The organism is Achromobacter sp. MUI-25009338, assembly GCF_057359325.1.
The window spans coordinates 3,882,711-3,907,172 of record NZ_CM170627.1; the positions used below are offsets into that span (position 1 = coordinate 3,882,711).

Sequence of the window (24,462 nt, forward strand, 5' to 3'; positions counted from 1 at the left end):
TTGGACTCCTGGAACCGGGCCTACTTGCGCCGGCGCCTGGGCTTTTCCGTCGAGGGGTCCCAGGTACCGGCCAGCTGGGCCAGGTAACGTTCGTCGTTCTTGTCGAGCCAACCCTTGGCGCGGGCGGATTCGATCAGTTCGGGCCGGCGCGCCGCGGTCAGGGCGAGCGAGCGCTCGCGCCGCCAGCGGGCGATATTGGCATGGTGGCCGCTGAGCAGTTCGGCGGGCACCGATGTCCCTTCGTACACCTCGGGACGCGTGTAATGCGGACTGTCCAGCAGGCCGGACAGCGTGTCGTTGAAGGAGTCCTGCAGCGCCGAATCGCCGTCGTTAAGCACGCCGGGCAGCAGCCGCACGGCGGCGTCTATCACCGCCAGCGCGGCGATTTCGCCGCCGGACAGCACGAAGTCGCCGAGCGAGATTTCCTGCGTGACGCAGCGGTCGATGAAGCGCTGGTCGACGCCCTCGTAGCGGCCGCAGATGAGGATGATGCCGTCGCCCGCGGCCAGCGCCTCGGCGCCGGCCTGGTCGTAGCGCCGGCCGACCGGGGCCAGCAGGGCCACCGGCGCGGGGCCCAGGCCCTGTTCGGCGCGCGCCTGCTGGGCGGCGTTGACGGCGGCCTCCAGCGGGCCGGCCATCATCACCATGCCCGGGCCGCCGCCATAGGGGCGGTCGTCCACGGTGCGGTGCACGTCCTGCGTGAAGTCGCGCGGATTCCAGGCGTGCAGAGACCACCGGCCCTGGGCATGCGCCCGGCCGGTGACGCCCAGGTCGCGCACCACCCCGAACATCTCGGGAAAGAGCGTAACGACGTCGAATCGCATCAGAAATCCGCGGGCCAGTCGCTGTCGATGCGGCGTGCCGCCAGATCGACCGCCTGGATGTGCGCGCGCACGAACGGAACGAGCATTTCGGCGGGACGCCCCTTGGCGTCCAGCACGGGTTCGGGCCCGCCGGCCCCGGCCGTCTGGCGCAGGACCTTCAGGACGGCATGGGCGCCGTTGTCCAGCACCTCGTCGACCGTGCCCAGCAATGCGGGCTCGCCGCCGGCGCTGGAATACAGCGCGCAGCCGATCAGGTCGACCCAGTAGTATTCGTCTTCCTCGGGCGCGGGAAAAGCGCCCCGCGGCGCCCGCACGGCGCAGCCGCGCAGGGCTTCGGCCTGGTCGCGGTCGGTGACGCCAGCCAGCTGGGCCACCACGGTGGCTCCCTGCGAACGGGCTTGCACGACCTTGTATGCGACGGGCGCAGACGCGACAGCGCCCCGCGCCAATTCAGGCACAGGGCGAGTCAACCACCATTGAGATGCCGAGCGCAGCACTTCGGCGTTGGCCGAATGCGGCTGCACCTTAACCCAGCCTTTCACACCGTAGGCTGCACTGATGCGGCCCAGCTCGATCAAATCCGTCGGCGCCGCGTTGGAGTTAGCGGCATCAGACATGTATCGCAGTTATGAATGGTAGTTGGATGGCAGTAGCGCTAATGGAGCGCCGGGCAAAGGTTTGGCGACGCGGGCAATCAAGCCGCGGCGGAAACCTTGGCCGAGTAGTCTTTGACCAGACGCTCGACAGCGGGCGACAGTTGGGCGCCGTTGCTGGTCCAGTGCTGCACGCGATCCAGCGCGATGCGCAGGTTTTCCGTGCCTTCGCTGGCCACGGGGTTGTAAAAACCCACGCGCTCGATGAAACGGCCATCGCGACGGTTACGCGAATCGGTGGCCACCAGGTTGTAAAACGGACGCTTCTTGGACCCACCGCGGGCCAGGCGAATCACCACCATAGGTAATCCCTTGAATTAGTTGTGAAAAACGGGAAATTCTAGCACTTAACCGAGCCAGGTGGCAAATGGAAGTGCGGGAATCTTGCATAGCGGCGGGATTTGTATCCTAAAACACCACATCCATGTATTCTACAAAAACGGGCCGGAACCTGCCGCCGTCCCAAGTGTAGCCGCCCGGCCGCGCTTGTGTCTGTGGCCAGCGCCCATCTTAGTGCGTTTCAACGTCAGTGCGTTTGCAAAAAACCCGGTGGAGATCGGTTTTATGTGTTCGTACGCAAGATCCCGCGCTTTGCCCCTCCCAGCCGCCATTCGGCGCCATTCCCGCATGCCAGACCAGCCGTTCTCCTGAGGGCGGGCTTCCCGCCCCCTCGCCTTTGCTCGTCCCTGCGTTTCCCCCAACTTCCTCCATTCGAAGGGTGCAACATCATGAAGAACCAGAAATCCGTGTTCACTCCCCTCGCGCGCCTGGCCCTGACTGGCCTGCTGGCCGGTGCGCTGGCCATGCCGCTTGCGGCCTCGGCCCAGATGATCGGCGCCGCCCTGACCACCGCCACGGGCAAGGTCACGGCCGTCGATCCCGCCACCCGGACCATCACGCTGCAAGGCGAGAACGGCAATACGGTGAACATCCAGGCCGGCCCCAACATCCGCAACTTCAAGCAGATCAAGCCCGGCGACACGCTGACGCTCGACTACTACGAATCGGTGGCGGTGGCGGTGCGCCCGGCGGGCTCGGGTGCGCCCGAAGTCGTGACGGAAACGGCGTCCAACCGCAGCGCCAAGGGCGCCATGCCCGCCGGCGCTGCCGGCCGCCAGACCACCATCACGGCCGAGATCTGGCACATCAACAAGAGCGCCAACCTGGTGACGCTGAAAGGCCCGCAAGGCGGCATGCGCACGATCCAGGTGCGCGACCCCGCCCTGCAGCAGCGGCTGCAGCAGCTCAAGGAAGGCGATCTGGTGGACTTCACGATCACCCAGGCGGTCGCCGCCGCCGTGCGCAGGTAGCGTCGGCGCATTAAAAAAAACCGGGCCCGCTGCGAAGGCGGGCCCGGTTTTTTTTGGGCGGCCGGTTCAGCGGCGGCGCAGGAAATGCACGCCGCGGCCGTCGACCTCCTGCTGCGCGACCAGCGTATTGCCGGTCTGGCGGGCGAAGGCCTGGAAGTCACGGATCGCGTTGCGGTCCGTGGTGATGACGCGCAGCACCTCGCCGCTGGCCATCTGCGCCAGGGCCTTCTTGGCGCGCAGGATGGGCAAGGGGCAGTTCAGGCCGCTGGCGTCGACCTCGTGCTCGAAGGATGGCGTTTGCGCGCCGGTATCGGGCTCGCTCATTACAGACGCTCTTCGACCCACTTCTGCACGCTGGCGATGGCCGCGGGCAAGGCGTTGATGTCGGAGCCGCCGCCCATGGCCATGTCGGGGCGGCCGCCGCCCTTGCCGCCCACCTGCGCCGCCACGAAGCCGACCAGGTCTCCGGCCTTGACGCGGCCGGTCAGGTCGGCGGTGACGCCGCCCACCACGCTGATCTTGCCGTCGGCCGCGCCCGTGGCCAGCAGCACCACGGCCGGCTTGAGGCGATCCTTCAGGTTGTCGACCATGCCGCGCAGGGCCTTGGGGTCCACGTCGGCGATGCTGGCCGCCAGGACCTTGACGCCCTTGACCTCGACCGCGGCGCTGGAGGCCAGGTCGTTGCCCGCGCTGGCGGCGAGCTTGCTGCGCGATTGCTCCAGATCCTTTTCCAGCGCCTTGACCTGGTCCTGCACCTGCGCGATGCGCGCCGGCAGGTCGGCCGGGGTGGCGCGCAGCATGCCGGAGATCTGCGTCAGCAGCGCGTTCTGGTTCTGGACCCAGGCCAGCGCGTTGTCGCCGGTGATGGCCTCGACGCGGCGCACGCCCGCGGCCACGCCGCCTTCGGAAATGATCTTGAACAGGCCGATGTCGCCGGTGCGGCTGACATGGGTGCCGCCGCACAGTTCGCGCGAGAAGCCGATGTCGAGCACGCGGACGGTGTCGCCGTATTTTTCGCCGAACAGCGCCATGGCGCCGCCCTTGACGGCCTCGTCATAGCCCATGACCTGCGCCACCGTGGGCTGGTTGGCGAGGATTTCGGCGTTGACGATGGCTTCGACGCGGGCGATCTGCTCGGCCGTCAGCGGCGCGTCCTGGGCGAAGTCGAAACGGGTCTTGTCCGGGTCGACCAGCGAGCCGCGCTGCTGCACGTGGGCGCCCAGCACCTGGCGCAGGGCCTTGTGCATCAGGTGGGTGGCGGAGTGGTTGCGCACCGTGCGGGCGCGGCGCACCGCGTCCACGCGCGCCAGCAGCGTGTCGCCTACCGACAGGCTGCCCGACTCCAGCGTGCCGTGATGGCCGAACACGCCGGACTGGATCTTCAGGGTGTCGGCGACGGCGAAACGCACGCCGTCGGCCTCCAGCAGGCCTGTGTCGCCCACCTGGCCGCCGGACTCGGCGTAGAACGGCGTCGCGTCCAGCACCACGACCGCGTTCTGGCCGGCCTGGACCTGCTGCACCTGGGTGCCGTCGACGTACAGGGCCGTAACCTTGACGTTGTCGAGTTCGAGCTTTTCATAGCCTTCGAAGCGCGTATCGGCGCCTTCGTAGCTCAGGCCTTCGGCCATCTTGAACTTGCCGGCGGCGCGCGCCTGGTCGCGCTGGCGCTCCATGGCGACTTCGAAGCCGGCCATGTCCACGTCGACTTCGCGCTCGCGGCAGATGTCGGCGGTCAGGTCCACCGGGAAGCCGTAGGTGTCGTACAGGGTGAACAGCGTGGTGCCGTCCAGCTGGCCGCCCTTGGGCACGTTGGCCAGGGCGGCGTCCAGGATGCGCATGCCGTGTTCCAGGGTCTCGCCGAAACGCTCTTCTTCCTGCTTGAGCACCTGCGCCACGCGCTCGGCGGTGGCGGCCAGTTCGGGATAGGCCTCGCCCATCTCGGCGACCAGGTCCGGCACCAGGCGGTGGAAGAACGGCTTGGTCTGGCCCAGCTTGTAGCCGTGGCGCAGCGCGCGCCGGACGATGCGGCGCAGCACGTAGCCGCGGCCTTCGTTGCTGGGAATCACGCCGTCGACGATCAGGAACGAGCAGGCGCGGATATGGTCGGCGATGACCTTCAGCGAGTTGTCTTCCAGGTTCTTGACGCCGGTTTCGCGCGCGGCGGCGGCGATCAGATGCTGGAACAGGTCGATTTCGTAGTTGGAATGCACGCCTTGCAGCACGGCGGCGATGCGCTCCAGGCCCATGCCGGTATCGACACAGGGGCGCGGCAGGCGCGGCATGTTGCCGGCGGCGTCGCGCTCGAACTGCATGAACACCAGGTTCCAGATCTCGATGTAGCGGTCGCCGTCTTCCTCGGGCGATCCCGGGGGGCCGCCCCAGATCTCGGGGCCGTGGTCGTAGAAGATTTCCGAGCACGGGCCGCAGGGGCCGGTGTCGGCCATCTGCCAGAAGTTGTCCGACGCGTAGCGCGCGCCCTTGTTGTCACCGATGCGGATGATGCGCTCGGCCGGCACGCCGACTTCCTTGGCCCAGATGTCATAGGCCTCGTCGTCTTCCTGGTACACGGTGACCCAGAGCTTCTCGGCCGGCAGCTTGTAGACCTGGGTCAGCAGTTCCCAGGCGTACTGAATGGCGTCGCGCTTGAAGTAGTCGCCAAAGCTGAAATTGCCCAGCATTTCGAAGAACGTATGGTGGCGGGCGGTGTAGCCCACGTTCTCCAGGTCATTGTGCTTGCCGCCGGCGCGCACGCTGCGCTGCGACGAGGTGGCGCGCGTATAGGACCGCGATTCCTTGCCCGTGAAGACGTCCTTGAACTGGACCATGCCCGAGTTGGTGAAGAGCAAAGTCGGGTCGTTGCCAGGGACGAGCGACGACGAAGGGACGATGGTGTGTCCCTTGGACTTGAAGAATTGCAGGAACTGCTGGCGAATCTCGGAGGATTTCATCGTGGATGAAGCAGGATTTAGGCGAATTTTTGATTATAGAGGGTTGGCGGCCAGGATGAGCGCCAGGCGACGGCCACGGCGTCAGCGCACGCAGACGTAGCCGGTGGTCCAGCCCTCCGTTTCGGTCCATTTGCCGCCCGCGGACACGATGACCCCATGGTAGCCCGCCGGGCAGGAGCAGGCGCCGGTGCGCGGATTGGCCGTGGACACGCCCGTGTAATGGCGGCAGCCCAGCGGGTAGTTCGTGCTGTAGGCCCCGCCGAAGCCGCCGCTGGCCGGCCGCCAGACATTGGATTGGCAGGTCAGCAGATCGCCCCGCCCCGAATTGGCCATGGTGCCGACGGCGACGTCGCAATACTGCCCTTCTTCGGCCCGCGACCGCAGGGTCAGGTAGCCGTTGACCACGGCCGAATTGGCCACGCTCAGATGCCCTTGCAGCATGGGGTCGCGGGTGTCGCCGATGCGCACGTAGCGGTCCAGGTCGGGCTGGGCGGCCTGCGGCCCCTCCCCCGCCCACAGCGCCAGGGTGCCGGGCGCGTGGGCCGGCGCGCCGGGAGCCGGCGGATTGGCGAAATTGAAGGCCGCCCCGCGCAGCCGTCCCGGGGTGTCGGGCCATACCGCGCCGCCATAGCCGCCCGCGGCCTCGATGACGGCCGCCATGCCGGCTGGACGGGCTGGTCTACAGCGCACGGCCTTTGTTCAAGAAAGGCACGCAAGCGCCCGATCCGGTCGGCATGGCGCTTTCGGGCAGCCCGGGCTGCGCACGATGCGCAGGCGCACGCCGAATCCCAGGGCCGAGCGCGCCGGAAAACCGGCGGGCAGGAATCCGGCCGCCTGCAGTTCGCCCAGCGTGGGAGCCAGGGGCCTGGCGAACAGCGGCGCGCCCTGCGGGCTGCGCGGCGGCTTGCCCTGGACCAGGGCGTCGAAGTGGCGCGACAGCGCCTGCGCCAGCGCCAGCCTGACCTGGGTGAGCCAGACCCCGGTGGCGCGCGCCGCCGCGTCCTCGATCCGCTGGACCTGCCGGTTGGAGGCCCAGATCGCCGCCATCGCGCCCAGGGCCAGCGCCAGCGCCAGGCCCGGCAGCGAGAATCCGCGCTGCCTGCCGCCGGAATGCGCGCTCCGCGTCATCTGGCGGTGAACACGAAGGTGTTGACGTCGCCCGGGCTGCACTGCGCCTGGGCCTGCGCCGCCCGGTAGGGGATGGCGGGCGTGGCCAGCGAGTCCTTGACCACCCGCATGCCGCCCTTGCCGCCGATAGAGATGATTTCGGACATGCGCTGCAGCACCGAAGCCAGCGCCGGGCATGCCGCGTGGCTGACGTTGGTCAGCGTGATGGAAAACGCCGACCCCGGCTGCGGACTGCCGGCCGCGACCGCCGCCACCCGGACCACGCCGTTCGCGCCCTGGCCGCTGCCGCCCAGGCCATGCACGATGCGCGCCCCGCTGCCCGAACCCTCCACCGACAGGACGCTGGAATCGCGCAACGCGTTGGCCATGGCGCCGGTGTCCAGGCCCGCATACGGCGCCACGCCGCTTCCCAGCCCGTTGATCTTCACGCTGGCGATGAAGCGCTGCAGTTCCTGGCCCACCTTGGGCACCTTGTTCTCGATGACGTAGGCGCCGATGGCCGGAATGCCGACGATGGCGATCAGCAGCACGATGGCGGTGGCGATGGACACCTCCATCAGCGAAAAGCCGCGCTGCCGCACCGGGCTGGAAGGGAATTCACGGAAAAGCCGCATGCTGGTCTCCTGGATGGGATGAAGCGCCGGCGCCCCTAGCGGCCGGCATAGAAATTGGTCAGCGCCTGCCGCAGTTCGTCGATCGCGCCGTAGTGCCATAGCGTGATGCCCAGCACGGCCGCCACCGACGAGATCAGCAGCATCCAGCGCAGCGCCTGCGCCTGGCGGCGCACGCGCGCGAGCAGGCGCTGCTCCACGCGCCGGCGCGCGCGCGCCAGCCCCGCCTCCATGCCCAGGGCGTCGATCATGTCGGCCAGATACCACCAGGCGTCCGCCTCCAGCAGGCCGGTGCCGAATATCTCCGCGCCGGCCAGGCCGGCGTCTATCCGGCCCAGCATGTCCAGCAGATGCGCGTGCAGCCAGGGCGGCGCGTCGCGCGTCTGGACGGCCAGGGCGCGCCGCAGGCGCGTGTCGGCGGCGCCGTGCTGCCGGATCAGCACGGCCAGCAGCGACAGAAAGCGGATGGCCTGGAAATCGCGGTAGAGCCGCCAGATCAGCCAGCGGTCCAGCCGCGCCCGCAGCGGCCCGGTCAGGTTCGGCAGCGACCACAGGCTCAGCGCCGCCAGCCCGAACACCAGCACCAGCCACAGCGCCAGCCAGGTCCGCAGGCCTTGGGCGAATGCGAACAGGGCGCGGGTCAGACCGGGGTAGTCCTCGGCCGGCACGGTCTGGAACACGTGCTGCAGCTGCGGCACGCTGAAAAACGGAATCGCGCACAGCATGGCGAAAGCCACGCCGGCCGCCGCCACGCCGGCCGCGGCGGTGGACGCCAGCGCCAGCCACGCGTCCGCGGCCAGCCGCAGGGCGCTCGCCAGGTCGCGCAATGCGGCCGGCAGATCGCCGCCCTCGTCCTGCACGCAGGCGAGCAGCAGGCATTCGCTGGCCGGCAGCGTGTCCGACCAGGCCGCACCCAGGTCGCCGCCGGCCTCCTGATAGGCGCTCGCCCAATACGCCGACAAGCGGCCGCGCACCGAATCCTGGCCATGCCGGCGCGCGTCGTCTTCGAAGATGTCGCGCAGGCTCTTGCGGCCCTGCGTGCCCTCGACCAGGTCGGCCAGGTACTCGTAGTAGTCTGCGCGGCGGGGGCGAAAGCGCGCGGCGTCCAGGCGCAGCAGCCACGCGCGGACAGCCGGCCAGCCCCAGGCCTGGGCGTTCATGCGCCCTCCCCGGCATCCGCCTGCCGCATGGCCGCGTCCAGGTCGAAGCGGCGCGGCAGCGCGCGCGGATCGATTTCCCCCAGGTTGACCCGGTACAGGGCGCTGTGCAGCGCCTGCGCGCCCCGCGTGGCCTGTTTCAGGCCGAGGTTGTCGCGCGTGCGCACGCATTCGAGGAATCCCTCCATGCGCTCCGGTTCGATCATTTCGGCGGCGACGCAGCGGCCCGCGATGCCGTTCAGTTCGGGCAGATCGGCACGCCGGCAATCGGCGCAGCCGGCGGCGTTGCGCACGCGCAGCGCGCCGGGGTCGAGCTGGAACGCAGCGGCGATCCGCGCCATCCAGGCCCGGCTGTCGGCGCCGGCCGCATCGCCTGCCGTCCACAGGCTGTCGGCCGGCAACGCGCAGCGGTCGCACAGGCGCGGCAGCAGGGTCTGGTAGACCAGCAGCTTGAGGATGCCGGGCGTGGCCAGGAAATCGCGCGACACGCCGATCGCCGCCGAGGCCAGGCGTTCGGGAATCATGGCGGCGCTGCCCGCATGGGTCGTGGTGTACAGGCTGGCGCCGGAGCCGGCCAGGTCCATGAAGGCCCGGCCGGTGTCGAGGTCGCGGATTTCGCCGATGAGCAGATCGTTCATCGCGCAGCGCTTGACGGTCTTGAGCTTGGCCTCGAACGCCGGCCACGCGGACTGGTCCAGCGCCCCGCCCAGCGTGTTCTGCAGCGCGTTGCCGATGAGGTATTCCACCGGATCTTCGAGCGTGATGACCTTGCGGGCCGGCGCGATGCCGCGCATCAGCGCGGCGATCGTGGTGGACTTGCCGGAGCCGACCACGCCGGCCAGCACGATGGCGCCGCCCTCGCGTTCGCGGGCGCGCTCCAGGGTCCGCACCTGGTCCGGCAGGTAGCCCAGCGCCTGCAGGTCGCCGGCGGCGGTCGCGTCCGGACGCAGGATGCGCAGGCAGACCGACGGCCCGGCGTCGGTGGCCAGCGAGGCCCAGCGCAGCATGATGGGCGTGCCGTCCACGTCCAGCGCGATGCGGCCCTGCTGTTCCAGCGCGGGGTCGAACACCGCGCCGTTGCCGCCCCTGACATCCATCCACGCCACGGCCAGCACCTCCAGCAGGGTCGCGTTCGACAGGCCGGCATAGCGCCCGGCGGCGACGTACTCGCCGCCTATGGTGTAGCGGATCTCGCAGGCCTCGCGGCGCCGGTCGACGTTGATGTGCACGTCGCTCGCCCCCTGCGCCACGCCCCAGCGCACGATGTCCAGGAACAGCGCCGCCAGCGCCGAGACGCGCGCCTGCTGCTGCACCCCGTCCCGGGCCAGGCCGGGCACCGTAAGCTGCCCGCGGGCCACCATCAGGAGCAGCGGGGCCGGCAGCCGATAGCGCGGCACCTGCGCCTGCCGGTATCCCCGCGCCCGGACCATGCGTTCGATTTCGTCGATCTGGTCGCCCAGCAGGTAGTCTTTCACCGCGAACACGGCGACCTCGCCGTTGGCCAGCAGCACCGGGCACAAGCGGCCGGACAGCGCGGCCAGGTCGAATTCGCGCCCCAGCGCGCGCACGAACGCCGGCGTCATGCGGGCGATGTCTTCCGGCGTCTGCAGCGCCGGCGCGCGATCCGCCGGCCCCGCGGGGAACAAGGGAACGGGCTTCATGGCAGGCTCCGGCCCAGGTCCAGGCAGGCGGTGCGTTCGAGGCCGTCGCGGCGCAGCCGCACGCAGGCGTCCTCGATGGCCAGCAGGCGATAGGCGCCGGCCACGGCGGCGCCCGCGACGGGCGCGCCGCGGCCGGCCTGGTAGCGCAGCACCGCGCCGTTGACGTCGAGATCCACGCGCAGGCGGCGCGCGGTGCCGTAGATGGCCAGCACCCGGATATCGTCGTCGGCCCGGACGGCGGGCGCGGCCGTAGGGGCCGCCGGCGCCTGGTCCGCGCCCGCCGGGCAGCGGCCCGGCACGCTGCAATCCGCCAGCGCGGCCGCGGTCTCCGCGCGCAGCAACATGCGCACGGTTTCCGCTTCCGGCCAGGCCTGCGGTTCGGCGGCCGGCGGCGGCTCGGCGCGCGCGCATGGCGCCAGCGAGATTGCCAGCGCGGTTGCCGCCGTGACGCCGTAAAGCAGCCGCGGCGCGGGCTTGCGGTCCGCCCTAATCCTGTTCATAGAGTTCTCCGTGCAATTCGGCGACGAGCGTGCTGGCGGCCAGCGCGGGACGCGGCTGCGGCTGGATTTCCAGCGCCAGGCGCGACCAGCGCGCCGTCGAAATCGTGTCGGGCAGCAGCGCCAGCGAACGCAACGGCCCGCGCAAGACCAGCGTCCGATGGCGGACGGCCCGCCCTGGCGGCGCGGCGGCGGCCGGCGCGGACAGCGGCAGCGCCGCAGGCGCGGCCAGGACGACGGCCGAAAATGCCGGCAGCAGGCGCTGCAAGGCCGTGACCAGTTGGGTATCGACCTGCTCGCCGGTGGGCAGCGGCAAGTCGGCCAGCCATACCGGCCTGGACGCCAGCCGCCAGGACAGCGTGGCCGCCTCCATGGGCTGGAACGACAGATCCCAGCCGGCCGGCCGCGACGCATGCAGCGCCTGGTTGGTAGCGTAGGCATGGATGCGGACGTAGGACGCCGAACATGCCCAGCGCTGCGGCTGCGCCAGGCACTGCGCGCGCGTCAGCGCCCAGCCCCGGACCTGGATGGGCAGCCTGCCCACACTGGCCAGCAGGCGGGCGAGTTCGGAAGGACGATGGGCCGCCGTGGTCTGCAGCAGCGCGAGGACGGGATCTTGCAGAGCCGCTGCGTCTTCGGCCGCGTCGTCCGCGGCGGCGAACAGCGCGGACCCTTGCGCCTGCAAGGCGTTCCACAGCGGCGGCGCCGCGCCCGCCAGCCCGGCGCAGGCCAGGAACAGCCGCAGCGCCAGCGGCAGTTCGGCCCAGCGGCTGGGCAGCGCGTTCAGCCGGGAAGCGGGGTCCGCCGCCTGCTGCAGGGCCGCCCAGACGGCGTCGGCCTGGCGCGCAGGCAAAGCGGGACGCTGCGCCAGCAGTTGTTGCTGCTCGCTCAAGGCCTCGTCCCGCGACGCGTACACCCGGTCGGTCTGCGACAGCACGGTGCCGCGCTGGGCCGCCACCAGCCAATGGGCGCCGTTGGGCAGCGGCACCACGCAGTGCCCGCCGTCGGGATACAGCAAGGCGAAAAGCTGCGCGGCGGCGTGCACCGGCGCGCGGCTGGCGCGCCAGCCGCCTTGCCGCGGCGGCTTCAAGCGGCCGTACCCGGCCATGGCGGCGGGCGCGCCGCCCACGACGTAGTGGCTGGCCCTCAGCCGCCGTCCGCGTGAGCGCGCCAGCGCCGGCGTGTTGGAGCCGATCAGCGCGAACCAGCGCAGGCCGAACGCCAGCATCCGCCCGGACCCGGGGCAGACAAGCAGCAGCGTGGGCGTGTTGCCGTCCATGCCTAGTAGCCCTCTTCGACCTGGGCCGTCACCAGCACCAGCGTGGTGGTGCGCGCCGACGCGGCGCTGTCCTGGCCGCCGGCCAGCAGCGGCGCGCCGGGCGCGAGCCGGCGGCGCTCGTGTTCGTCCTGGCTGCGGTCGAAGCCGGACACGATGATGGGCTGGCCAGGGCGCAGTTCGATCTGCTGCACGGTGCCGTTGCCGTCCACGGTGATCTGCTGCACCTGGACCTGGTTGCCGCGCTCGCCGAAGCTGACGGTCTTCAGGGGCTGCGCGACCGCGTTGTCGTAGGCCAGCGACAGCAGGATCTGGCCGTCCTCCTGGATGTCGGGCAGCAGCGTCAGGAACGAGCCTACCGTTTCTTCCTTCTGGCTGATGGAGACGGCCGGCAGCGTGCTGGCGCCGCCGCCCGACGCGGGGCCGGAAACCGCGGTGCTCTGCACCCGGTCTATGTAGGAGAAAGTGGTCCTGACCGCATGGGTGACGGGCCGGCGATTCAGGGTCAGCACCGGGACCTTGGTGTGCCGCACGACGGCGCCGACGGCGCTGAGCGCGGAGACGATGGCCTGCGATCCCTGGAACGGCCCCCTGCCCGAGCTTGCCGTCAGCGCGCCGTCGCCGCCGCCCGGCAGCGCCAGGCGCAAGCTGGCGCCGGCCGCGGCATAGACGGCATTCCAGTCGATGCCGCCGGCCGCCGTATCGTTGGCGGTGACGGTGATTTCCTCGAACAGCAGGCGGACCCGGCGCGTCAAGGCCTTGTTCTCGCGCTCCAGGTAGCGGGCGACGCGCTCCAGCGCTTCGGGCGTGTCGGTGACGACGATGGTGGTTGCGCCCTCCACGGCCTCGGCCACCACGCCCGAGCGGGTCAGCAGCGGCAGGATGTTGGCGCGCAGGATGGCCAGCGCGTCGTGCTCGCCGGCCGACAGCGTGGTGTTGGATGCGCTGGCGAAGCCCGCGCCTTCGGCGCGGCCGGCGCGTCCCAGGCGGATGTCGACCTTGCTGGCCAGCGACAGCGCGCGCACGTCGAAGACGCGGCTCTCGGTGCGATAGAACTCCAGCGCGTTGCGCGCGTAGCGCCAGTGCACGGAATAGCGCGCGGCCAGCGCATCGAGCAGGTCGGCCAGCGCCTGCCCGCCCGCGCGCACTTCGAGGCGGGCGGGCGCGGCCACCGCCAGCGCGCCGTTGACGGCCAGGCGCGGCAGGAACAGCGCGAGCGGCAGCAAGGCGTCGGGCTGCACCCGCACCGCGATGCCGGTCGCGGCGGTCAGGCGTTGCGCCACGGCGGGCAGGTCGGCGTCGTCGGCCAGCATCAGCGTGGTGCGCACGTTTTCGCGCAGGGCCGGCGGCAGCGATACTTCGCGCGCCAGGGGCTGGGGCTTGCCGGCCAGCCACGGCGCGGCGACCTCCTGCGCGGCCAGGCGCGCCGCCGGGTCCGACAGGCCGTGGGCGAATGCCTGCTGGCGGGCGGCGACGCCGGCCTGGCGCGCGCCGGCCGCCTGCCCCTGGTCCAGGGCGCGCTGCGATATCGCGCAGCCGCCCAGCGCCGCCAGCAGCAGAACCGTTGGCCAGGCGCGCCTCATGCCGCGGCCCCGCCCGGCGCCGCCGTGCGCGTGCAAGACTGCGCCAGCGGCACGACGCGCAGCACCTTGTTGCCGTAGAAGCAGGGCTGCAGCGGTTTCTCGGCGAGTTCGGTGGCGCCCAGCAGCTGGCGCACGGCGGATTTGAAGTCGCCCGAGAATTCGGCCGTGGCCGACAGCGGAATGTCCACGTCCACCGCCCAGTGCTGCGGCTGGAAGGTCCATCCGGCGCTGCCGGCCCAGCGCGCCAGCACGGCGCGCAGCGTGGCGTCGGGCGGGCCGGCGCGGTAGCGTGCGGCCGGCTCCTGCGGCTGTTGCGGCTTGGCCCCGGCCCCGGCCTTGTCCATGGGTTGTGCGCTGGCGAGCGCAGCTTCAGGCGCGGCGCTCACGGGCGCGGTTTCGACGGGCTGCGCGAGCGGCGCGGGCATGGCCTGGGCGCGCTGCGCCCGCGCCGCCAGCCGCCCGCCACGGAACGACAGGCTGGTCCAGGCGCCGTTCAGCACTACATAGGGGTCGCGCCGGGAATATGGCAGCGCGCGTTCGCCGTCGGGACCGACGCCGAAGATCGCCGGCAGCGGCTGGCCGGGCGCGAAGTGCAGCCAGGTTTCGCGGCCGTCGTCGAACACCTGCATGGGCGCCACCGCCGGGTCGCCGGACAATTGCCAATCAAAGCGAAAGCCTTGTTCGGCCGGCCGCGCCGCCAACCAGGACGAGACAGCCGCGTCCCGCGCGGGCCTTGTGCAGGCCGCCAGGCAGGACAGGCCCGCCGCGATGAGAAAGAGTCGGAAGAATCGAACCATGCCAGTCCGCCAGCGTTAGCGCGCATCGGAAGCGTGCGCATGACGGCATGGTGGATGAGCGGTCCATGCGCCGCCAGACTGGCATGTACGCAGGGATGGAATGGTCGCGCCGGTCCCGGAAGGATCAAGCGGCGCGCGGGCGCATAAAAAAACCCGGCCAGTACGACTGGCCGGGCTGGCTGCGCGCAAACGCGGTCAGCGTTGCGCGGCGATGCTGCGCGCCTGGTTGGCGGCGTTGTTCAGGGCCGCGACCGGCGGCACCTTGCCTTCGAAGGCTTCATTGAGCTGGGTGTTGAAAACCGGCTCGATGCGTTCGTAGTTGGCCATGCGGAAACCGCGGCTGTTGGTCGTGGGCTGGCTGCTCATGGAGGCGATCAGCGCCTGCACGCCGGGGATGCGCTCGTAGAACGAGACGTCGGATGCGCGGAAGGCGGCTTCGGTCAGCGGCAGATAGCCGGTGCGCTGGTGCCACTGCGCCGCGATCACGGGCTTGGACAGCCAGGCCAGGAACTGGGCGGTGGCTTTTTCCTCGGCCTTGGGATGGCCGTCGAGCGCCCACAGCGCCGAGCCGCTCACGAACGGCTTGCCGCCGTCCTTGGTGACCTGGTCGTAGTAAGGCAGCGGCGCCACGCCGAAGGACAGCGACTTGGTGTTGACGAACTGGCCGAAGGCGCCGCTGTTGGAGGTCAGCACCGCGCATTCGCCCTTGGCGAACAGCTTGTCGCTGGCATTGTCGCCGGAGTGCGCCACGAACAGCAGCGAACGCTTCCAGCTCACCATCAGCGAGATGTGGCGCATGTAGAGCGTGTCGAACTGCATGGCCGGCGCGGCGGCCTTCTTGCTAACGGCGCCCAGGCCGTTGTTGTTGCTGGTGAACGGCTGGTTGTTGACCGGGGCCAGGTTCTCCAGGTGGACCGTGACCTGTTCGCTGGTGGCATAGGGACAGTCGAAATTGGCCACGTCGCGCAGCTTGAGCAGTTCGCCCTGCAGCGTGGTCCAGGTGCGGGCCGGCTTGTTGGGGTCCAGCCCGGCCTTCTTGTAGGCGGCGGTGTTGTAGAACATCACCGGCACTTCGGCCATCCAGGGGAAGGCCAGCAGGCGGCCCTTGCTGTCGCGGGTGAAGCTGCTGGTGGCCGGCACGAACCAGTTGAGGTCCTTGATCGGATACTTGGCCAGCAGTTCGTACAGCGGCAGCACGGCCTTGTGCTCGGCCACGACTTCGGGCGAGTGGTTGTCGGTCAGCTGCAGCAGGTTCGGGCCCTTCTTGGCCTTTACCGCGGCCACGGCTTCCTGCTGCAGCGCGGCGGGCGAGGCGAAGCCGCGCAGCGTGACGCGGACCTCATCCTGCTCTTTGTTGTATTGCTTGGCGAGTTTTTCGAACTCGGCCTTGTTTGCGTCGGTCAGGGTGTGCCAGACCTGTATTTCCACCGCCGCGGCGTTTGCCGCTCCGGCCATCGCCATGGCGGCGCCGAACACCCATGCGCGCCGGTTGGCGAACATCGCGCGGGCAATGCCCGCCAGTTGCAGATTCTTCATAGGTTCACAGACCAAGAAAAGGGAATTCCGGTTCCGGCCGCCGCCCGCTGAGCAGGTCGGCCAGAGCCCGGCCCGAGCCAACGCCCATCGTCCAGCCGAGCGTACCGTGCCCCGTATTGATATACAGGTTGGGGATACGGCTGCGGCCTATGATGGGCACGTTCGAGGGAGTGGACGGGCGCAGGCCCGACCAGTAGCTGACGCGCTCGAAATCGAGCGCGTCGGGAAACAGTTCGCGCGCCAGCCGCGTCATGGCTTCGCAGCGGCCGGTGTTCAGGCCGCGCGAATAGCCCGACAGTTCGGCGGTGCCCGCCATGCGCAGGCGGTCGCCCAGGCGCGAGAAAACGACTTTGTGGCTGCTGTCGGTCAGGCTGACCATGGGCGCGGCTTCGGGCTTGATCACCGGGAAGGTGGCCGAATAGCCCTTGGCCGGGTAGACGTTGCAGGGGATGCCCAGCGGGCGCAGCAAAGACGGGCTGAAGCTGCCCATGGCCACGACGTAGGCGTCGGCCGCCAGGGTGCCGTAGCGGCCGTCGGGGCCGATGATCTCGACGCCCTGGGCGGTGCCGCCGGTGGTCAGCAGGCGCGTCGCGCGGGTGCTGTAGCGGAACTCGACGCCGGCGCGCGCGCAGCGTTCGGCCAGGGCCACGGTGAACAGGTGCACGTCGCCGCTTTCGTCCTCGGGCGTGTAGTCGCCGCCGACGATGGTCTGGCGGTGCGGCGCCAGGGCCGGCTCGATGGCGATGACCTCGTCGGCCGAGATGACGCGGCGCTCCACGCCGAAGTCGCGCATCAGGCCGGCGGCGCGCTGGGAGCTTTCGAATTCGTGCTGGTCGCGGTAGAAATTCAGGATGCCGCGTTCGAGATGGTCGTACTGGATGCCGAGTTCGGCGCGCATGGCGCGCAGCGTGGCGCGGCTATATTCGGCCATGCGGACCATGGCGCGGATGTTGGGCGCCAGGCGCCCGGGCAGGCATTCGCGCAGGAACGCCAGGCCCCACATCCATTGCCGCCAGTCGAGCTGCGGGCGGAACAGCAGCGGCGCGTTGTCCTGGAACATCCATTTGAGCAGCTTGAGCGGCGCCTGCGGATTGGCCCAGGGTTCGGCGTACGAGACCGAGATCTGCGCGCCGTTGGCCAGGCTGGTTTCCTGGGCGGGCCCGGTGCAGCGGTCGATGACCACGACATCATGGCCGGCCTGGTTCAGCCACCAGGCGCTGGAGATTCCGATGATGCCGCCACCCAATACCGCTACTTTCATGCCCGCATTGCTCCTTGCGTGCCAGCTCGGCCCGCGGACCCGATGTCCGCAATCCCTGGCAAGCTGCTGCCACGGCAGTTTACCTTGCTGTTTTGCCCTCGCCTACGGAATAAAAAGGGGCGGAAGTCACAAACCATTCCAGGCCTGTGCGTTCCGCCCCTTTCCATTAATGCCCTGTTACTCAGGAAGCGGCTTTCGCCAGGTCGGCTTCGGACGTGAAGGCGTCGGCGTAGAACTCCTCCGGCGGCAGTCCGTTCTGGGCGCTGAACTCGCGCCGGGCCGCGTCCACCATCAGCGGCGTGCCGCAGGCGTACACCTGGTGGCCCGACAGGTCGGGGATGTCGTGCATGACGGCTTCGTGGACAAAGCCGGTGCGCCCGCCCCACTCGTCTTCCTGCAGCGCGTTGGAGACCACCGGCACGTAGCGGAAGTCGGGCAGCTGCGCCGCCCACGATTGCGCCAGCTCGTGCATGTACAGGTCGCGCGGACGGCGTCCGCCCCAGTACAGCGCCACCGGGCGGCGGATGTTCTCGTGGATCATGTGCTCGACGATGGCCTTGACCGGGGCGAACCCGGTGCCGCTGGCCAGCAGCACGACCGGTTTGTCGCTGTCTTCGCGCAGGAAGAAGGAGCCGAACGGCCCCTCCAGGCGCAGGATCTCGCGCTCTTTCATCTGGGTTTCGCCCGCGCCGAACACGTGGTCGGTGAAGACGCCGCCGGGCATGTGGCGGATGTGCAGCTCCAGCGGGCTGCCGGTGTGCGGCGCGCCGGCCATGGAATAGCTGCGGCGGCGGCCGTCCTTGAGGATGACCTCGATGTACTGCCCGGCGTAATAGCGGAACTGTTCCGAGGCCGGCAGCTGCAGCCTGATCACCGTGACGTCCGGCGCCACGCGCTCCAGCGCCTGCACGCGCGAGGGCAGCTTGCGGATCTGGATGTCGCTGGCCAGCCGGACCTCGGTGGACTCGACCACCATGTCGGAGGCGGGCCGGGCCTGGCAGAACAGCGTGTAGCCGTTGGCCAGTTCCTCGGGCGAGAGGATCTGCGCCGGATACTGACCGGCATCGAACTCCCCGGAAACCACGCGGCCCTTGCAGGTGGAGCAGGCGCCGTTGCGGCAGCTGTAGGGCAGGACGATGCCGGCGGCCAGGGCGGCGTCGAGCACGGTCTGGCCGGGCTCGACCGGAAATTGATGCTGGCTGGGTTGGATGATGACCTGGAAGCTCATGATGAAACGGTTCAGGGTTGGCGCGGCGCCGCCCCTCGGGGCGGGCGCCGCGGGCGGCCCGGCGTCAGGCCGGGAACTTGCGGATTTCCTTGACGCGGTTGGCGTCGTCCACCAGCACGACCTGGGGCTTGTGCACGGCCGAATCGGCCTCGGACATCGGGCCGTAGGTGCAGATGATCAGCAGGTCGCCGACCTGGGCGCGGCGCGCGGCCGCGCCGTTCAGCGAGATGGCGCCGCTGCCGCGGGCCGCCTTGATGATGTAGGTGTCGAAGCGTTCGCCGTTGGTGACGTTATAGAGTTCGATGCGTTCGAACTCGCGCATGCCGGCAGCGTCCAGCAGGTCTTCGTCGATGCCGCACGAGCCTTCGTAGTGAAGGTCGGCTTCAGTGACGGTGACGCGGTGCAGCTTTGCCCGCAGCATGATGCGTTGCATGATGGAAATATCCTGGTTTCGCGCCCGGAACGCGAGGTGTTGCAAGAGTGATGCCCGGCATCCGGTTTTGCCGCTGCAAGCCGGTATTCTATAATTTTTGCCGCAGCGGGACGGCCCGCTGCCGCGTGCGGCCGCACAGGGCCGGCGCGCCCTTCTTCCGGGGACGGCCCCTGCAATCGGAGTCGTACATGACCTGGATCATCCTGGTGCTTGCAGGCCTTTTTGAAATCGTCTGGGCCGTGGGCCTGAAGTACACCCACGGGTTCACCCGTCTGTGGCCGTCGCTGCTTACCGTAGGCGGCATGATCATCAGCTTCTGGCTGCTGGCCGTGGCCATGAAGACGCTGCCGCTGGGCACCGCCTACGCGGTCTGGGTGGGCATCGGCACGATAGGCGCCTTCGTGGCCGGCATCGTGCTGTTCGGCGAATCCACCAGCTGGATGCGCATCGCCAGCGTGATCTTCATCGTGCTCGGCCTGGTGGGGCTGAAGCTGTCCTCGGCCTGAGGCCCGGCGCGGCGGCTCAGAAATCCAGTTCGATCTCCACGCCGTCGCCCACTTTCAGGCGCGCCCCCGCGGGCGCGTCGACGATGGCGTTCTGGCCGAACACCACGCCCAGCTCCAGATTGCGGTAGGCCGACAGCGTGCGGCCCGGCTCTTCGTTGCGCTGGGCGGTGCGCTGGTCGATGTCGGGAATGGAGCAGCGCGTGCAGGGCTTGACGAACGCCATCTTCACGCCGGCCGTCTCGATCATGGCGGTATGGTCTTCCTCGTAGGCCTCCCATTCCCCCTGCACGACGATATTCGGCCGGAAGCGGTCCATCGGCACCGCGGCCGCGCCCTTGGCCTGCAGGCGGGCGTTGAGGTCGTCCAGCGAGGCCTGGTTGGCCACCAGCAGCGGAAAGCCGTCGGCAAAGCCGAAATAGTGATCGCCTGCGAAGCTGTCGGCCAGTTCGGGATGGGCCTCGAGCCAGCGCCCCACCCAATCCAGCTTGGCCGGCCGGCTGGCGGCCGTGTCGACCTTGTACAGGCGGCAAGGCGTATCGAGGAATTCGGAGAACCAGCGCGCGGCCTCCTCGCTTTCGCGGCGGGCCGCGATCGTGTCCTTCCAGACGCCGACCTGTTCCACCTCGGACGCCAGGCCGGAACCGTCCAGCGGCACGTCCAGGTCCGGCATGCCGGGCGCGGACAGGCGCAGCGCGCCGGCCGTGAGCGCCGGGCGGATCAGGGCCATGGCCGGCCACTGGCGCTGGGTCATGAAGCCGTCCGCGCCGATCAGCATCCAGCGGCGGTCCCACGCCAGGCCGGCGCGGTCGATGGGGGATTCGTTCAGATCGATGCCCGCGCAGGATTTGAGCGGGTAGATGTGCAGGCTGAGGATGCGGGCGGACATGGCGTACCGGATTCCTGGGTGGCGGAATGCGCCAGAATAGCAAAAAGCGGCGCGCCAAAAACAATAGCCCGGGACGGGCCCGGGCTATTGCGTGGCGGCGGCTCAGCCGCCGACCAGTTTCAGGGTGTCCAGCGGGGTGACCGCCTTGAACGCCTTGCGCGTCGCGATGTGCTCGGGACGCGGCGTGAGCCCGTACTTGGGCGGATTCAAGGTGTTCTCCATGCTGTTGTAGACGGTGAACACGTTGGCGCGCGGCCACGGCGAGATGTTGCTGTTCGAGCCGTGCATCGTGTTGCAGTCGAAGAACACCACCGAGCCGGCCTTGGCCGTCATGGTGCGGATGCCGCCCTGCTCCACCAGCAGCTGCAGGCTGACCGGGTCCGGCACGCCGTATTCCTGTTTCTTCAGCGACTGCTTGTAGTGCTCGTTGGGCGTCTCGCCCACGCACGAGATGAACTGGCGGTGCGAGCCCGGCACCAGCATCAGCGGGCCGTTGCACTCGTTGTTGTCGGTCAGCAGCACCGAGCAGCTCAGCGCGCGCATGGCCGGCATGCCGTCTTCGACGTGCCAGGTTTCAAAGTCGGAGTGCCAGTAGAACTCCTTGCCCTTGAAGCCCGGCTTCATGTTGGCGCGGGACTGGTGGATGTAGACCTCGGAGCCGAGGATCTGGCGCGCCACGTTGACCAGCCGCGGATCGCGCATCAGGCGCGCCAGCACGGGGTTGAGCACGTGCACCATGAAGATGGAGCGCACCGCGTTGCTGCCCGGCTCGGTGATGGACTCTTCGCGGCGGATGATCGAGGGATCGCGCGTCATGCGCTCGACCTCGGACGACAGCGCCCGGACCTCGTCGTCGGAGAACAGGTTTTCCAGCAGCAGGAAGCCGTCGCGCTCGTAAGCGCCGATCTGCTCGGCGTCGAGGGCGTTGGCGTACTGGCCGTTCTCGTAGACCACCGGGTCCTGGCGGGCGATGATGGCGGAACTTCGATCCGTACGCGAGGCGTACGGATCCTGTGCAGGTGAGATCATGCAAACCTCCTTGTATCAGGCCGCGGCCTGGGCCTCGGCCTCGGGCAGTGCGTAGACGCCTTCCTTGTCATGCACTTCCTGGCCGGTCAGCGGCGGATTGAAGACACAGATGACGCGCAGCGGCTCCTTGCCGCCGCACAGCCAGTGCTCGTCGTGTTCGTTCAGGGCGTAGACCACGCCGGGGCCCAGGTCGTACTTCTTGCCGTCGGCAATGGTTTCGATGGAGCCGTCACCCTCGATGCACCACACCGCTTCAAGATGGTTCTTGTAGTGGATATGGGTGCGCCCGCCCGGGAAGATGGTGGTTTCATGGAAGGAAAACCCCATCCCGTCCTTCTTCAGCAGCACGCGGCGGCTGACCCAGGTGTCGGTGCGGACTTCGTCGGCGGTGCCGATCACATCTTTGACATTGCGTACGATCATTGACGTTTTCCTCCAAATTTCAGAATGCGGGCGGACTGCCCTTCTTCGGCGAGCGCTTCGGCGACGCTGGCCTCGATGACTTCCAGGCCCTTGCCGAGCAGCTCTTCCTCGATCGTGAGCGCGGGCAGCAGCTTGAGCACTTCGTCCTGCGCCCCCGAGGTCTCGATCACGACGCCCTTCTTGAAGGCGTTCTGCGCGATGCGGTTGGCCAGCGCGGGCGTGGCGTTGCACACCAGCCCCTGGATCAGGCCGCGGCCGCGCACCGACAGGCCGGCGTTGGGATAGCTGTGCACCAGGTTCTCCAGCCAGTCGCGGACCTGGCGTTCCTTGCGCTGGATCTCGGCGGCGAAGGCGCTGTTGGTCCAGTAGGTCTCCAGCGCCTGCGTCGCGGTGACGAAGGCCAGGTTGTTGCCGCGGAAGGTGCCGCTGTGGGCGCCCGGTTTCCAGACGTCCAGCTCGGGCTTCATCAGCACCAGCGACATCGGCAGGCCGAAGCCGGACAGCGACTTCGACAGGGTGATGATGTCGGGGCGGATGCCGGCGGCCTCGAAGCTGAAGAACGTGCCGGTACGGCCGCAGCCGACCTGGATGTCGTCCACGATGAGCAGCATGTCGTGGCGCTGGCACAGCTTTTCCAGTTCCTTCAGCCAGCGCAGCGTGGCGACGTTGACGCCGCCTTCGCCCTGCACCGTTTCCACGATGACGGCGGCCGGCTTGTCCATGCCGCTGCTGGGGTCCTCGAGCATGCGCTCCAGGTAGGCCATGGTGTCCACGTCCGGACCGAAGTATCCGTCGTAGGGCATGAACGAGGTGTTGCCCAGCGCGTAGCCGGAGGCTTCGCGGAACTTCATGTTGGCGGTGACCGCCAGCGAGCCGCCGCTCACGCCGTGAAAGCCGTGCGTGAACGAGATGACGTTGGAGCGGCCCTTGACCTGGCGCGCGATCTTCAGCGCGGCCTCGACCGCGTTGGTGCCGGTGGGACCGGTGAACTGCAAGGTGTAGCGCCAGTTGCGCGGCTTGAGCAGCACGCGATCCACCGTCTCCAGGAAACGCTTCTTCGCGCTGGTGGCCATGTCCAGGCCGTGGACGACGCCGTCCGACTGCACATACTCCAGCAGCTTTTCCTTGAGAACAGGATTGTTGTGGCCGTAGTTCAGGGTGCCGGCGCCACTGAAGAAGTCGATGTACTCGGTGCCTTCCTCATCGATCAGCGTCGAACCCCTGGCCTGATTGAAGATCACGGGGAACGACCGGATGTAGCCCCGCACCTCCGACTCCATCCGGTCAAAGATTTTCAAGTCCATATGATTAATCCTCCCTTCATCTCATAAGTTGACAGACGGCCAGCGCCCTCCGGGGGCGTATTCGCGCCCGGATCGGCCAACCATCCCGGTAGTCGATAAGCCCGCTGGGCTTGCGCCGCCCGCTAGGGCGCCGGCAAGGCGAACGGACCTATCCTCAACAACATCTCGTCGTCGTGGTCCGCGCCGCCGAACAGTTGCCGGTCGAAGAACGGCTGTTCGGAGACGTGGGCGCCGAGTTCGCCGGCCAGGCCGGCGAAACTGCGACGCGATGCCTGGTTGTCAGGCCCCACCGTGGTTTCGAGATAGCGGACATGCTCGAGACCCTTGCGCCGCAAGAGCTCGCGTAGCATGGCGCGGCCCAACCGATGGCCGCGTGCGCGGGTGTGCACCGCGACCTGCCAGACGAACAGGACGTCGGGCCGGGTCGGGATCACGTAAGCGGAGATAAAACCGTCGATACGTCCGCCGGAGCTTTCGGCCAGGACGCAGGTGTCGCGGAAATGCTCGGCCAGGAGCAGATACGCATAGAGGGAATTCAGATCGAGTGGCGGGCACTCGGCAATGAGGCGGTGGATGGCGGCGCCGTCTTTGCGGTCGGGCAGACGCATGGTGTGAGTCTGCTCGCTGACCGCCGGCGCCACGGCACTTGAGAGGGTAGTGTGATCCAGTTCGTTTTTCTTCATGCGACGATTCCCGATTCTGGGGGTGCCCCGCCCGTAGGCACTTCAAGGATGGGCGACGACACATCGCCATGCGTGTCGACGGCGGCCTGGCCATCCTGCTCCATGAGCGCCACGATGCGCTCCAGGGACAGCGTGATGGTGGCCTGTTCCAGTTCCGGCAACGCGTTGAGCGCGTCGGCCAGGTGTTTCTGCAGCGGCGAAGGCGCGCCCTGCGCCAGTTCGCGGCCGGCCTGGGTGGCCGTGACGAACACGATGCGGCGATCTTCGCGGCCGCGTTCGCGGCGGATCAGGCCCTTGTCTTCCAGGCGGTCGAGAATGCCCACCACCGTGCTGGGGCTGACGTGCATCTCGCGACTGATGGCGGTGGCCGTCATGGGGCCGTTGCCGATCACGGTGCGCAGACACATGAGCTGCGGCGCAGTGATGTGACTGACGGCGGAAAGCTGGCGCGAATGCAGCGCAATCGAACGCGTGATGCGGCGCAAGGCCCGCAAAATGCGCAGGTCGTACTGCTGTGAGGGATCGGATTTCGCTGCGTCAGTCATGGAAAGAGGGGCTGGGTGAAAATTCATTTCTATACGAATGATATGCGCACGATCTATTCGAGTCAAACAAAAATACCCCGGCACGATGTAATTAAATGAATACGAATTTGCGGCGGATCGCAGCAGGATTGCGGGACTTGCGCACCGGGCGGGGCAAGCCCGGCTGTCCCTCGGCGGGCTAGG

The 24,462-nt window shown here is 68.8% G+C and carries 26 protein-coding genes; 2 read left to right on the forward strand and 24 right to left on the reverse strand.

Features of this window, described 5'->3' with window-relative positions; translation table 11 throughout:
- Positions 1-20 precede the first annotated feature (20 nt).
- The 3 genes from trmD to rpsP all read right to left on the reverse strand — a co-directional run bounded on the left by trmD (position 21) and on the right by rpsP (position 1,779).
- Complete coding sequence (gene trmD, locus AC1IQ6_RS18465; RefSeq protein WP_102771736.1) at positions 21-824, reverse strand: tRNA (guanosine(37)-N1)-methyltransferase TrmD; 804 nt, start codon at positions 822-824, stop codon at positions 21-23.
- On the reverse strand, positions 824-1,441 hold the full coding sequence (gene rimM, locus AC1IQ6_RS18470) for a ribosome maturation factor RimM (RefSeq protein WP_111827238.1): 618 nt from the start codon (positions 1,439-1,441) through the stop codon (positions 824-826). Before rimM ends, trmD begins: the two co-directional genes overlap by 1 nt.
- A gap of 77 nt (positions 1,442-1,518) precedes the next feature.
- On the reverse strand, positions 1,519-1,779 hold the full coding sequence (gene rpsP / locus AC1IQ6_RS18475; RefSeq protein WP_043541446.1) for a 30S ribosomal protein S16: 261 nt from the start codon (positions 1,777-1,779) through the stop codon (positions 1,519-1,521).
- 426 nt (positions 1,780-2,205) lie between these two features.
- On the opposite strand from rpsP, the gene AC1IQ6_RS18480 reads away from it, so the two are divergent.
- Positions 2,206-2,787, forward strand: a complete 582-nt coding sequence (locus tag AC1IQ6_RS18480; protein ID WP_485865137.1) for a hypothetical protein — start codon at positions 2,206-2,208, stop codon at positions 2,785-2,787.
- 66 nt (positions 2,788-2,853) lie between these two features.
- Here AC1IQ6_RS18480 and AC1IQ6_RS18485 read toward each other — a convergent pair whose 3' ends face one another.
- The 15 genes from AC1IQ6_RS18485 to panD form a co-directional block, all read right to left on the reverse strand.
- Complete coding sequence (locus AC1IQ6_RS18485) at positions 2,854-3,111, reverse strand: sulfurtransferase TusA family protein (protein ID WP_102771739.1); 258 nt, start codon at positions 3,109-3,111, stop codon at positions 2,854-2,856.
- Positions 3,111-5,735: an alanine--tRNA ligase gene (alaS, locus tag AC1IQ6_RS18490; protein WP_111827237.1), complete on the reverse strand. Its 2,625-nt coding sequence runs from the start codon at positions 5,733-5,735 to the stop codon at positions 3,111-3,113. The genes AC1IQ6_RS18485 and alaS overlap by 1 nt, the downstream gene beginning before the upstream one ends.
- Positions 5,736-5,816: 81 nt before the next feature.
- On the reverse strand, positions 5,817-6,395 hold the full coding sequence (locus AC1IQ6_RS18495; protein ID WP_485865138.1) for a hypothetical protein: 579 nt from the start codon (positions 6,393-6,395) through the stop codon (positions 5,817-5,819).
- 39 nt (positions 6,396-6,434) lie between these two features.
- A complete protein-coding gene (locus AC1IQ6_RS18500; protein WP_485865139.1) occupies positions 6,435-6,863 on the reverse strand; it encodes a hypothetical protein in 429 nt (142 codons plus the stop codon).
- A complete protein-coding gene (locus tag AC1IQ6_RS18505; RefSeq protein WP_102771742.1) occupies positions 6,860-7,477 on the reverse strand; it encodes a type 4 pilus major pilin in 618 nt (205 codons plus the stop codon). Before AC1IQ6_RS18505 ends, AC1IQ6_RS18500 begins: the two co-directional genes overlap by 4 nt.
- Positions 7,478-7,512: 35 nt before the next feature.
- Positions 7,513-8,634: a type II secretion system F family protein gene (locus AC1IQ6_RS18510; protein ID WP_209164772.1), complete on the reverse strand. Its 1,122-nt coding sequence runs from the start codon at positions 8,632-8,634 to the stop codon at positions 7,513-7,515.
- Positions 8,631-10,292, reverse strand: a complete 1,662-nt coding sequence (locus AC1IQ6_RS18515; protein ID WP_485865140.1) for an ATPase, T2SS/T4P/T4SS family — start codon at positions 10,290-10,292, stop codon at positions 8,631-8,633. The genes AC1IQ6_RS18510 and AC1IQ6_RS18515 overlap by 4 nt, the downstream gene beginning before the upstream one ends.
- Complete coding sequence (locus AC1IQ6_RS18520; protein WP_485865141.1) at positions 10,289-10,792, reverse strand: hypothetical protein; 504 nt, start codon at positions 10,790-10,792, stop codon at positions 10,289-10,291. The genes AC1IQ6_RS18515 and AC1IQ6_RS18520 overlap by 4 nt, the downstream gene beginning before the upstream one ends.
- Positions 10,779-12,068, reverse strand: a complete 1,290-nt coding sequence (locus AC1IQ6_RS18525; protein WP_485865142.1) for a hypothetical protein — start codon at positions 12,066-12,068, stop codon at positions 10,779-10,781. The genes AC1IQ6_RS18520 and AC1IQ6_RS18525 overlap by 14 nt, the downstream gene beginning before the upstream one ends.
- Before the next feature lie 2 nt (positions 12,069-12,070).
- Positions 12,071-13,648 (reverse strand): hypothetical protein, encoded by a 1,578-nt coding sequence (locus AC1IQ6_RS18530; protein ID WP_485865143.1) that lies wholly within the window; start codon positions 13,646-13,648, stop codon positions 12,071-12,073.
- Positions 13,645-14,445 (reverse strand): TrbG/VirB9 family P-type conjugative transfer protein, encoded by an 801-nt coding sequence (locus tag AC1IQ6_RS18535; RefSeq protein ID WP_111827231.1) that lies wholly within the window; start codon positions 14,443-14,445, stop codon positions 13,645-13,647. Before AC1IQ6_RS18535 ends, AC1IQ6_RS18530 begins: the two co-directional genes overlap by 4 nt.
- A gap of 195 nt (positions 14,446-14,640) precedes the next feature.
- The gene (locus AC1IQ6_RS18540; protein ID WP_111827230.1) at positions 14,641-15,981 is read right to left on the reverse strand and encodes an extracellular solute-binding protein; all 1,341 of its coding nucleotides are present in this window, start codon (positions 15,979-15,981) and stop codon (positions 14,641-14,643) included.
- A 4-nt stretch (positions 15,982-15,985) separates the two neighbouring features.
- Positions 15,986-17,242 (reverse strand): D-amino acid dehydrogenase, encoded by a 1,257-nt coding sequence (locus AC1IQ6_RS18545; RefSeq protein ID WP_102771749.1) that lies wholly within the window; start codon positions 17,240-17,242, stop codon positions 15,986-15,988.
- Positions 17,243-17,423: 181 nt separating this feature from the next.
- On the reverse strand, positions 17,424-18,470 hold the full coding sequence (locus AC1IQ6_RS18550; protein WP_102771750.1) for a CDP-6-deoxy-delta-3,4-glucoseen reductase: 1,047 nt from the start codon (positions 18,468-18,470) through the stop codon (positions 17,424-17,426).
- A gap of 64 nt (positions 18,471-18,534) precedes the next feature.
- Positions 18,535-18,903 (reverse strand): aspartate 1-decarboxylase, encoded by a 369-nt coding sequence (gene panD, locus AC1IQ6_RS18555; protein ID WP_043541431.1) that lies wholly within the window; start codon positions 18,901-18,903, stop codon positions 18,535-18,537.
- Positions 18,904-19,091: 188 nt separating this feature from the next.
- Here panD and sugE point away from each other — a divergent pair, with 188 nt between their 5' ends.
- Complete coding sequence (gene sugE, locus AC1IQ6_RS18560; protein WP_102771751.1) at positions 19,092-19,409, forward strand: quaternary ammonium compound efflux SMR transporter SugE; 318 nt, start codon at positions 19,092-19,094, stop codon at positions 19,407-19,409.
- Between the two features lie 16 nt (positions 19,410-19,425).
- Here sugE and AC1IQ6_RS18565 read toward each other — a convergent pair whose 3' ends face one another.
- From AC1IQ6_RS18565 to AC1IQ6_RS18590, 6 genes are all read right to left on the reverse strand, one after another.
- Positions 19,426-20,295, reverse strand: a complete 870-nt coding sequence (locus tag AC1IQ6_RS18565; RefSeq protein WP_209164766.1) for an MOSC domain-containing protein — start codon at positions 20,293-20,295, stop codon at positions 19,426-19,428.
- A 102-nt stretch (positions 20,296-20,397) separates the two neighbouring features.
- Positions 20,398-21,324: an ectoine hydroxylase gene (gene thpD / locus AC1IQ6_RS18570; protein ID WP_102771753.1), complete on the reverse strand. Its 927-nt coding sequence runs from the start codon at positions 21,322-21,324 to the stop codon at positions 20,398-20,400.
- Between the two features lie 15 nt (positions 21,325-21,339).
- Positions 21,340-21,747, reverse strand: coding sequence for an ectoine synthase (locus AC1IQ6_RS18575; protein ID WP_102771754.1), 408 nt, complete (start codon positions 21,745-21,747; stop codon positions 21,340-21,342).
- Positions 21,744-23,051, reverse strand: a complete 1,308-nt coding sequence (gene ectB, locus AC1IQ6_RS18580; RefSeq protein WP_102771755.1) for a diaminobutyrate--2-oxoglutarate transaminase — start codon at positions 23,049-23,051, stop codon at positions 21,744-21,746. Before ectB ends, AC1IQ6_RS18575 begins: the two co-directional genes overlap by 4 nt.
- A 122-nt stretch (positions 23,052-23,173) precedes the next feature.
- On the reverse strand, positions 23,174-23,734 hold the full coding sequence (gene ectA, locus AC1IQ6_RS18585) for a diaminobutyrate acetyltransferase (RefSeq protein ID WP_102771756.1): 561 nt from the start codon (positions 23,732-23,734) through the stop codon (positions 23,174-23,176).
- The gene (locus tag AC1IQ6_RS18590; RefSeq protein ID WP_102771757.1) at positions 23,731-24,279 is read right to left on the reverse strand and encodes a MarR family winged helix-turn-helix transcriptional regulator; all 549 of its coding nucleotides are present in this window, start codon (positions 24,277-24,279) and stop codon (positions 23,731-23,733) included. The genes ectA and AC1IQ6_RS18590 overlap by 4 nt, the downstream gene beginning before the upstream one ends.
- Positions 24,280-24,462 lie beyond the last annotated feature (183 nt).

What these genes read in the sequence shown, in the direction of transcription:
- trmD (WP_102771736.1), bottom strand. Translation starts at nt 824, where the DNA reads ATGCGATTCGACGTCGTTACGCTCTTTCCCGAGATGTTCGGGGTGGTG.
- rimM (WP_111827238.1), bottom strand. Translation starts at nt 1,441, where the DNA reads ATGTCTGATGCCGCTAACTCCAACGCGGCGCCGACGGATTTGATCGAG.
- rpsP (WP_043541446.1), bottom strand. Translation starts at nt 1,779, where the DNA reads ATGGTGGTGATTCGCCTGGCCCGCGGTGGGTCCAAGAAGCGTCCGTTT.
- AC1IQ6_RS18480 (WP_485865137.1), top strand. Translation starts at nt 2,206, where the DNA reads ATGAAGAACCAGAAATCCGTGTTCACTCCCCTCGCGCGCCTGGCCCTG.
- AC1IQ6_RS18485 (WP_102771739.1), bottom strand. Translation starts at nt 3,111, where the DNA reads ATGAGCGAGCCCGATACCGGCGCGCAAACGCCATCCTTCGAGCACGAG.
- alaS (WP_111827237.1), bottom strand. Translation starts at nt 5,735, where the DNA reads ATGAAATCCTCCGAGATTCGCCAGCAGTTCCTGCAATTCTTCAAGTCC.
- AC1IQ6_RS18495 (WP_485865138.1), bottom strand. Translation starts at nt 6,395, where the DNA reads ATGGCGGCCGTCATCGAGGCCGCGGGCGGCTATGGCGGCGCGGTATGG.
- AC1IQ6_RS18500 (WP_485865139.1), bottom strand. Translation starts at nt 6,863, where the DNA reads ATGACGCGGAGCGCGCATTCCGGCGGCAGGCAGCGCGGATTCTCGCTG.
- AC1IQ6_RS18505 (WP_102771742.1), bottom strand. Translation starts at nt 7,477, where the DNA reads ATGCGGCTTTTCCGTGAATTCCCTTCCAGCCCGGTGCGGCAGCGCGGC.
- AC1IQ6_RS18510 (WP_209164772.1), bottom strand. Translation starts at nt 8,634, where the DNA reads ATGAACGCCCAGGCCTGGGGCTGGCCGGCTGTCCGCGCGTGGCTGCTG.
- AC1IQ6_RS18515 (WP_485865140.1), bottom strand. Translation starts at nt 10,292, where the DNA reads ATGAAGCCCGTTCCCTTGTTCCCCGCGGGGCCGGCGGATCGCGCGCCG.
- AC1IQ6_RS18520 (WP_485865141.1), bottom strand. Translation starts at nt 10,792, where the DNA reads ATGAACAGGATTAGGGCGGACCGCAAGCCCGCGCCGCGGCTGCTTTAC.
- AC1IQ6_RS18525 (WP_485865142.1), bottom strand. Translation starts at nt 12,068, where the DNA reads ATGGACGGCAACACGCCCACGCTGCTGCTTGTCTGCCCCGGGTCCGGG.
- AC1IQ6_RS18530 (WP_485865143.1), bottom strand. Translation starts at nt 13,648, where the DNA reads ATGAGGCGCGCCTGGCCAACGGTTCTGCTGCTGGCGGCGCTGGGCGGC.
- AC1IQ6_RS18535 (WP_111827231.1), bottom strand. Translation starts at nt 14,445, where the DNA reads ATGGTTCGATTCTTCCGACTCTTTCTCATCGCGGCGGGCCTGTCCTGC.
- AC1IQ6_RS18540 (WP_111827230.1), bottom strand. Translation starts at nt 15,981, where the DNA reads ATGAAGAATCTGCAACTGGCGGGCATTGCCCGCGCGATGTTCGCCAAC.
- AC1IQ6_RS18545 (WP_102771749.1), bottom strand. Translation starts at nt 17,242, where the DNA reads ATGAAAGTAGCGGTATTGGGTGGCGGCATCATCGGAATCTCCAGCGCC.
- AC1IQ6_RS18550 (WP_102771750.1), bottom strand. Translation starts at nt 18,470, where the DNA reads ATGAGCTTCCAGGTCATCATCCAACCCAGCCAGCATCAATTTCCGGTC.
- panD (WP_043541431.1), bottom strand. Translation starts at nt 18,903, where the DNA reads ATGCAACGCATCATGCTGCGGGCAAAGCTGCACCGCGTCACCGTCACT.
- sugE (WP_102771751.1), top strand. Translation starts at nt 19,092, where the DNA reads ATGACCTGGATCATCCTGGTGCTTGCAGGCCTTTTTGAAATCGTCTGG.
- AC1IQ6_RS18565 (WP_209164766.1), bottom strand. Translation starts at nt 20,295, where the DNA reads ATGTCCGCCCGCATCCTCAGCCTGCACATCTACCCGCTCAAATCCTGC.
- thpD (WP_102771753.1), bottom strand. Translation starts at nt 21,324, where the DNA reads ATGATCTCACCTGCACAGGATCCGTACGCCTCGCGTACGGATCGAAGT.
- AC1IQ6_RS18575 (WP_102771754.1), bottom strand. Translation starts at nt 21,747, where the DNA reads ATGATCGTACGCAATGTCAAAGATGTGATCGGCACCGCCGACGAAGTC.
- ectB (WP_102771755.1), bottom strand. Translation starts at nt 23,051, where the DNA reads ATGGACTTGAAAATCTTTGACCGGATGGAGTCGGAGGTGCGGGGCTAC.
- ectA (WP_102771756.1), bottom strand. Translation starts at nt 23,734, where the DNA reads ATGAAGAAAAACGAACTGGATCACACTACCCTCTCAAGTGCCGTGGCG.
- AC1IQ6_RS18590 (WP_102771757.1), bottom strand. Translation starts at nt 24,279, where the DNA reads ATGACTGACGCAGCGAAATCCGATCCCTCACAGCAGTACGACCTGCGC.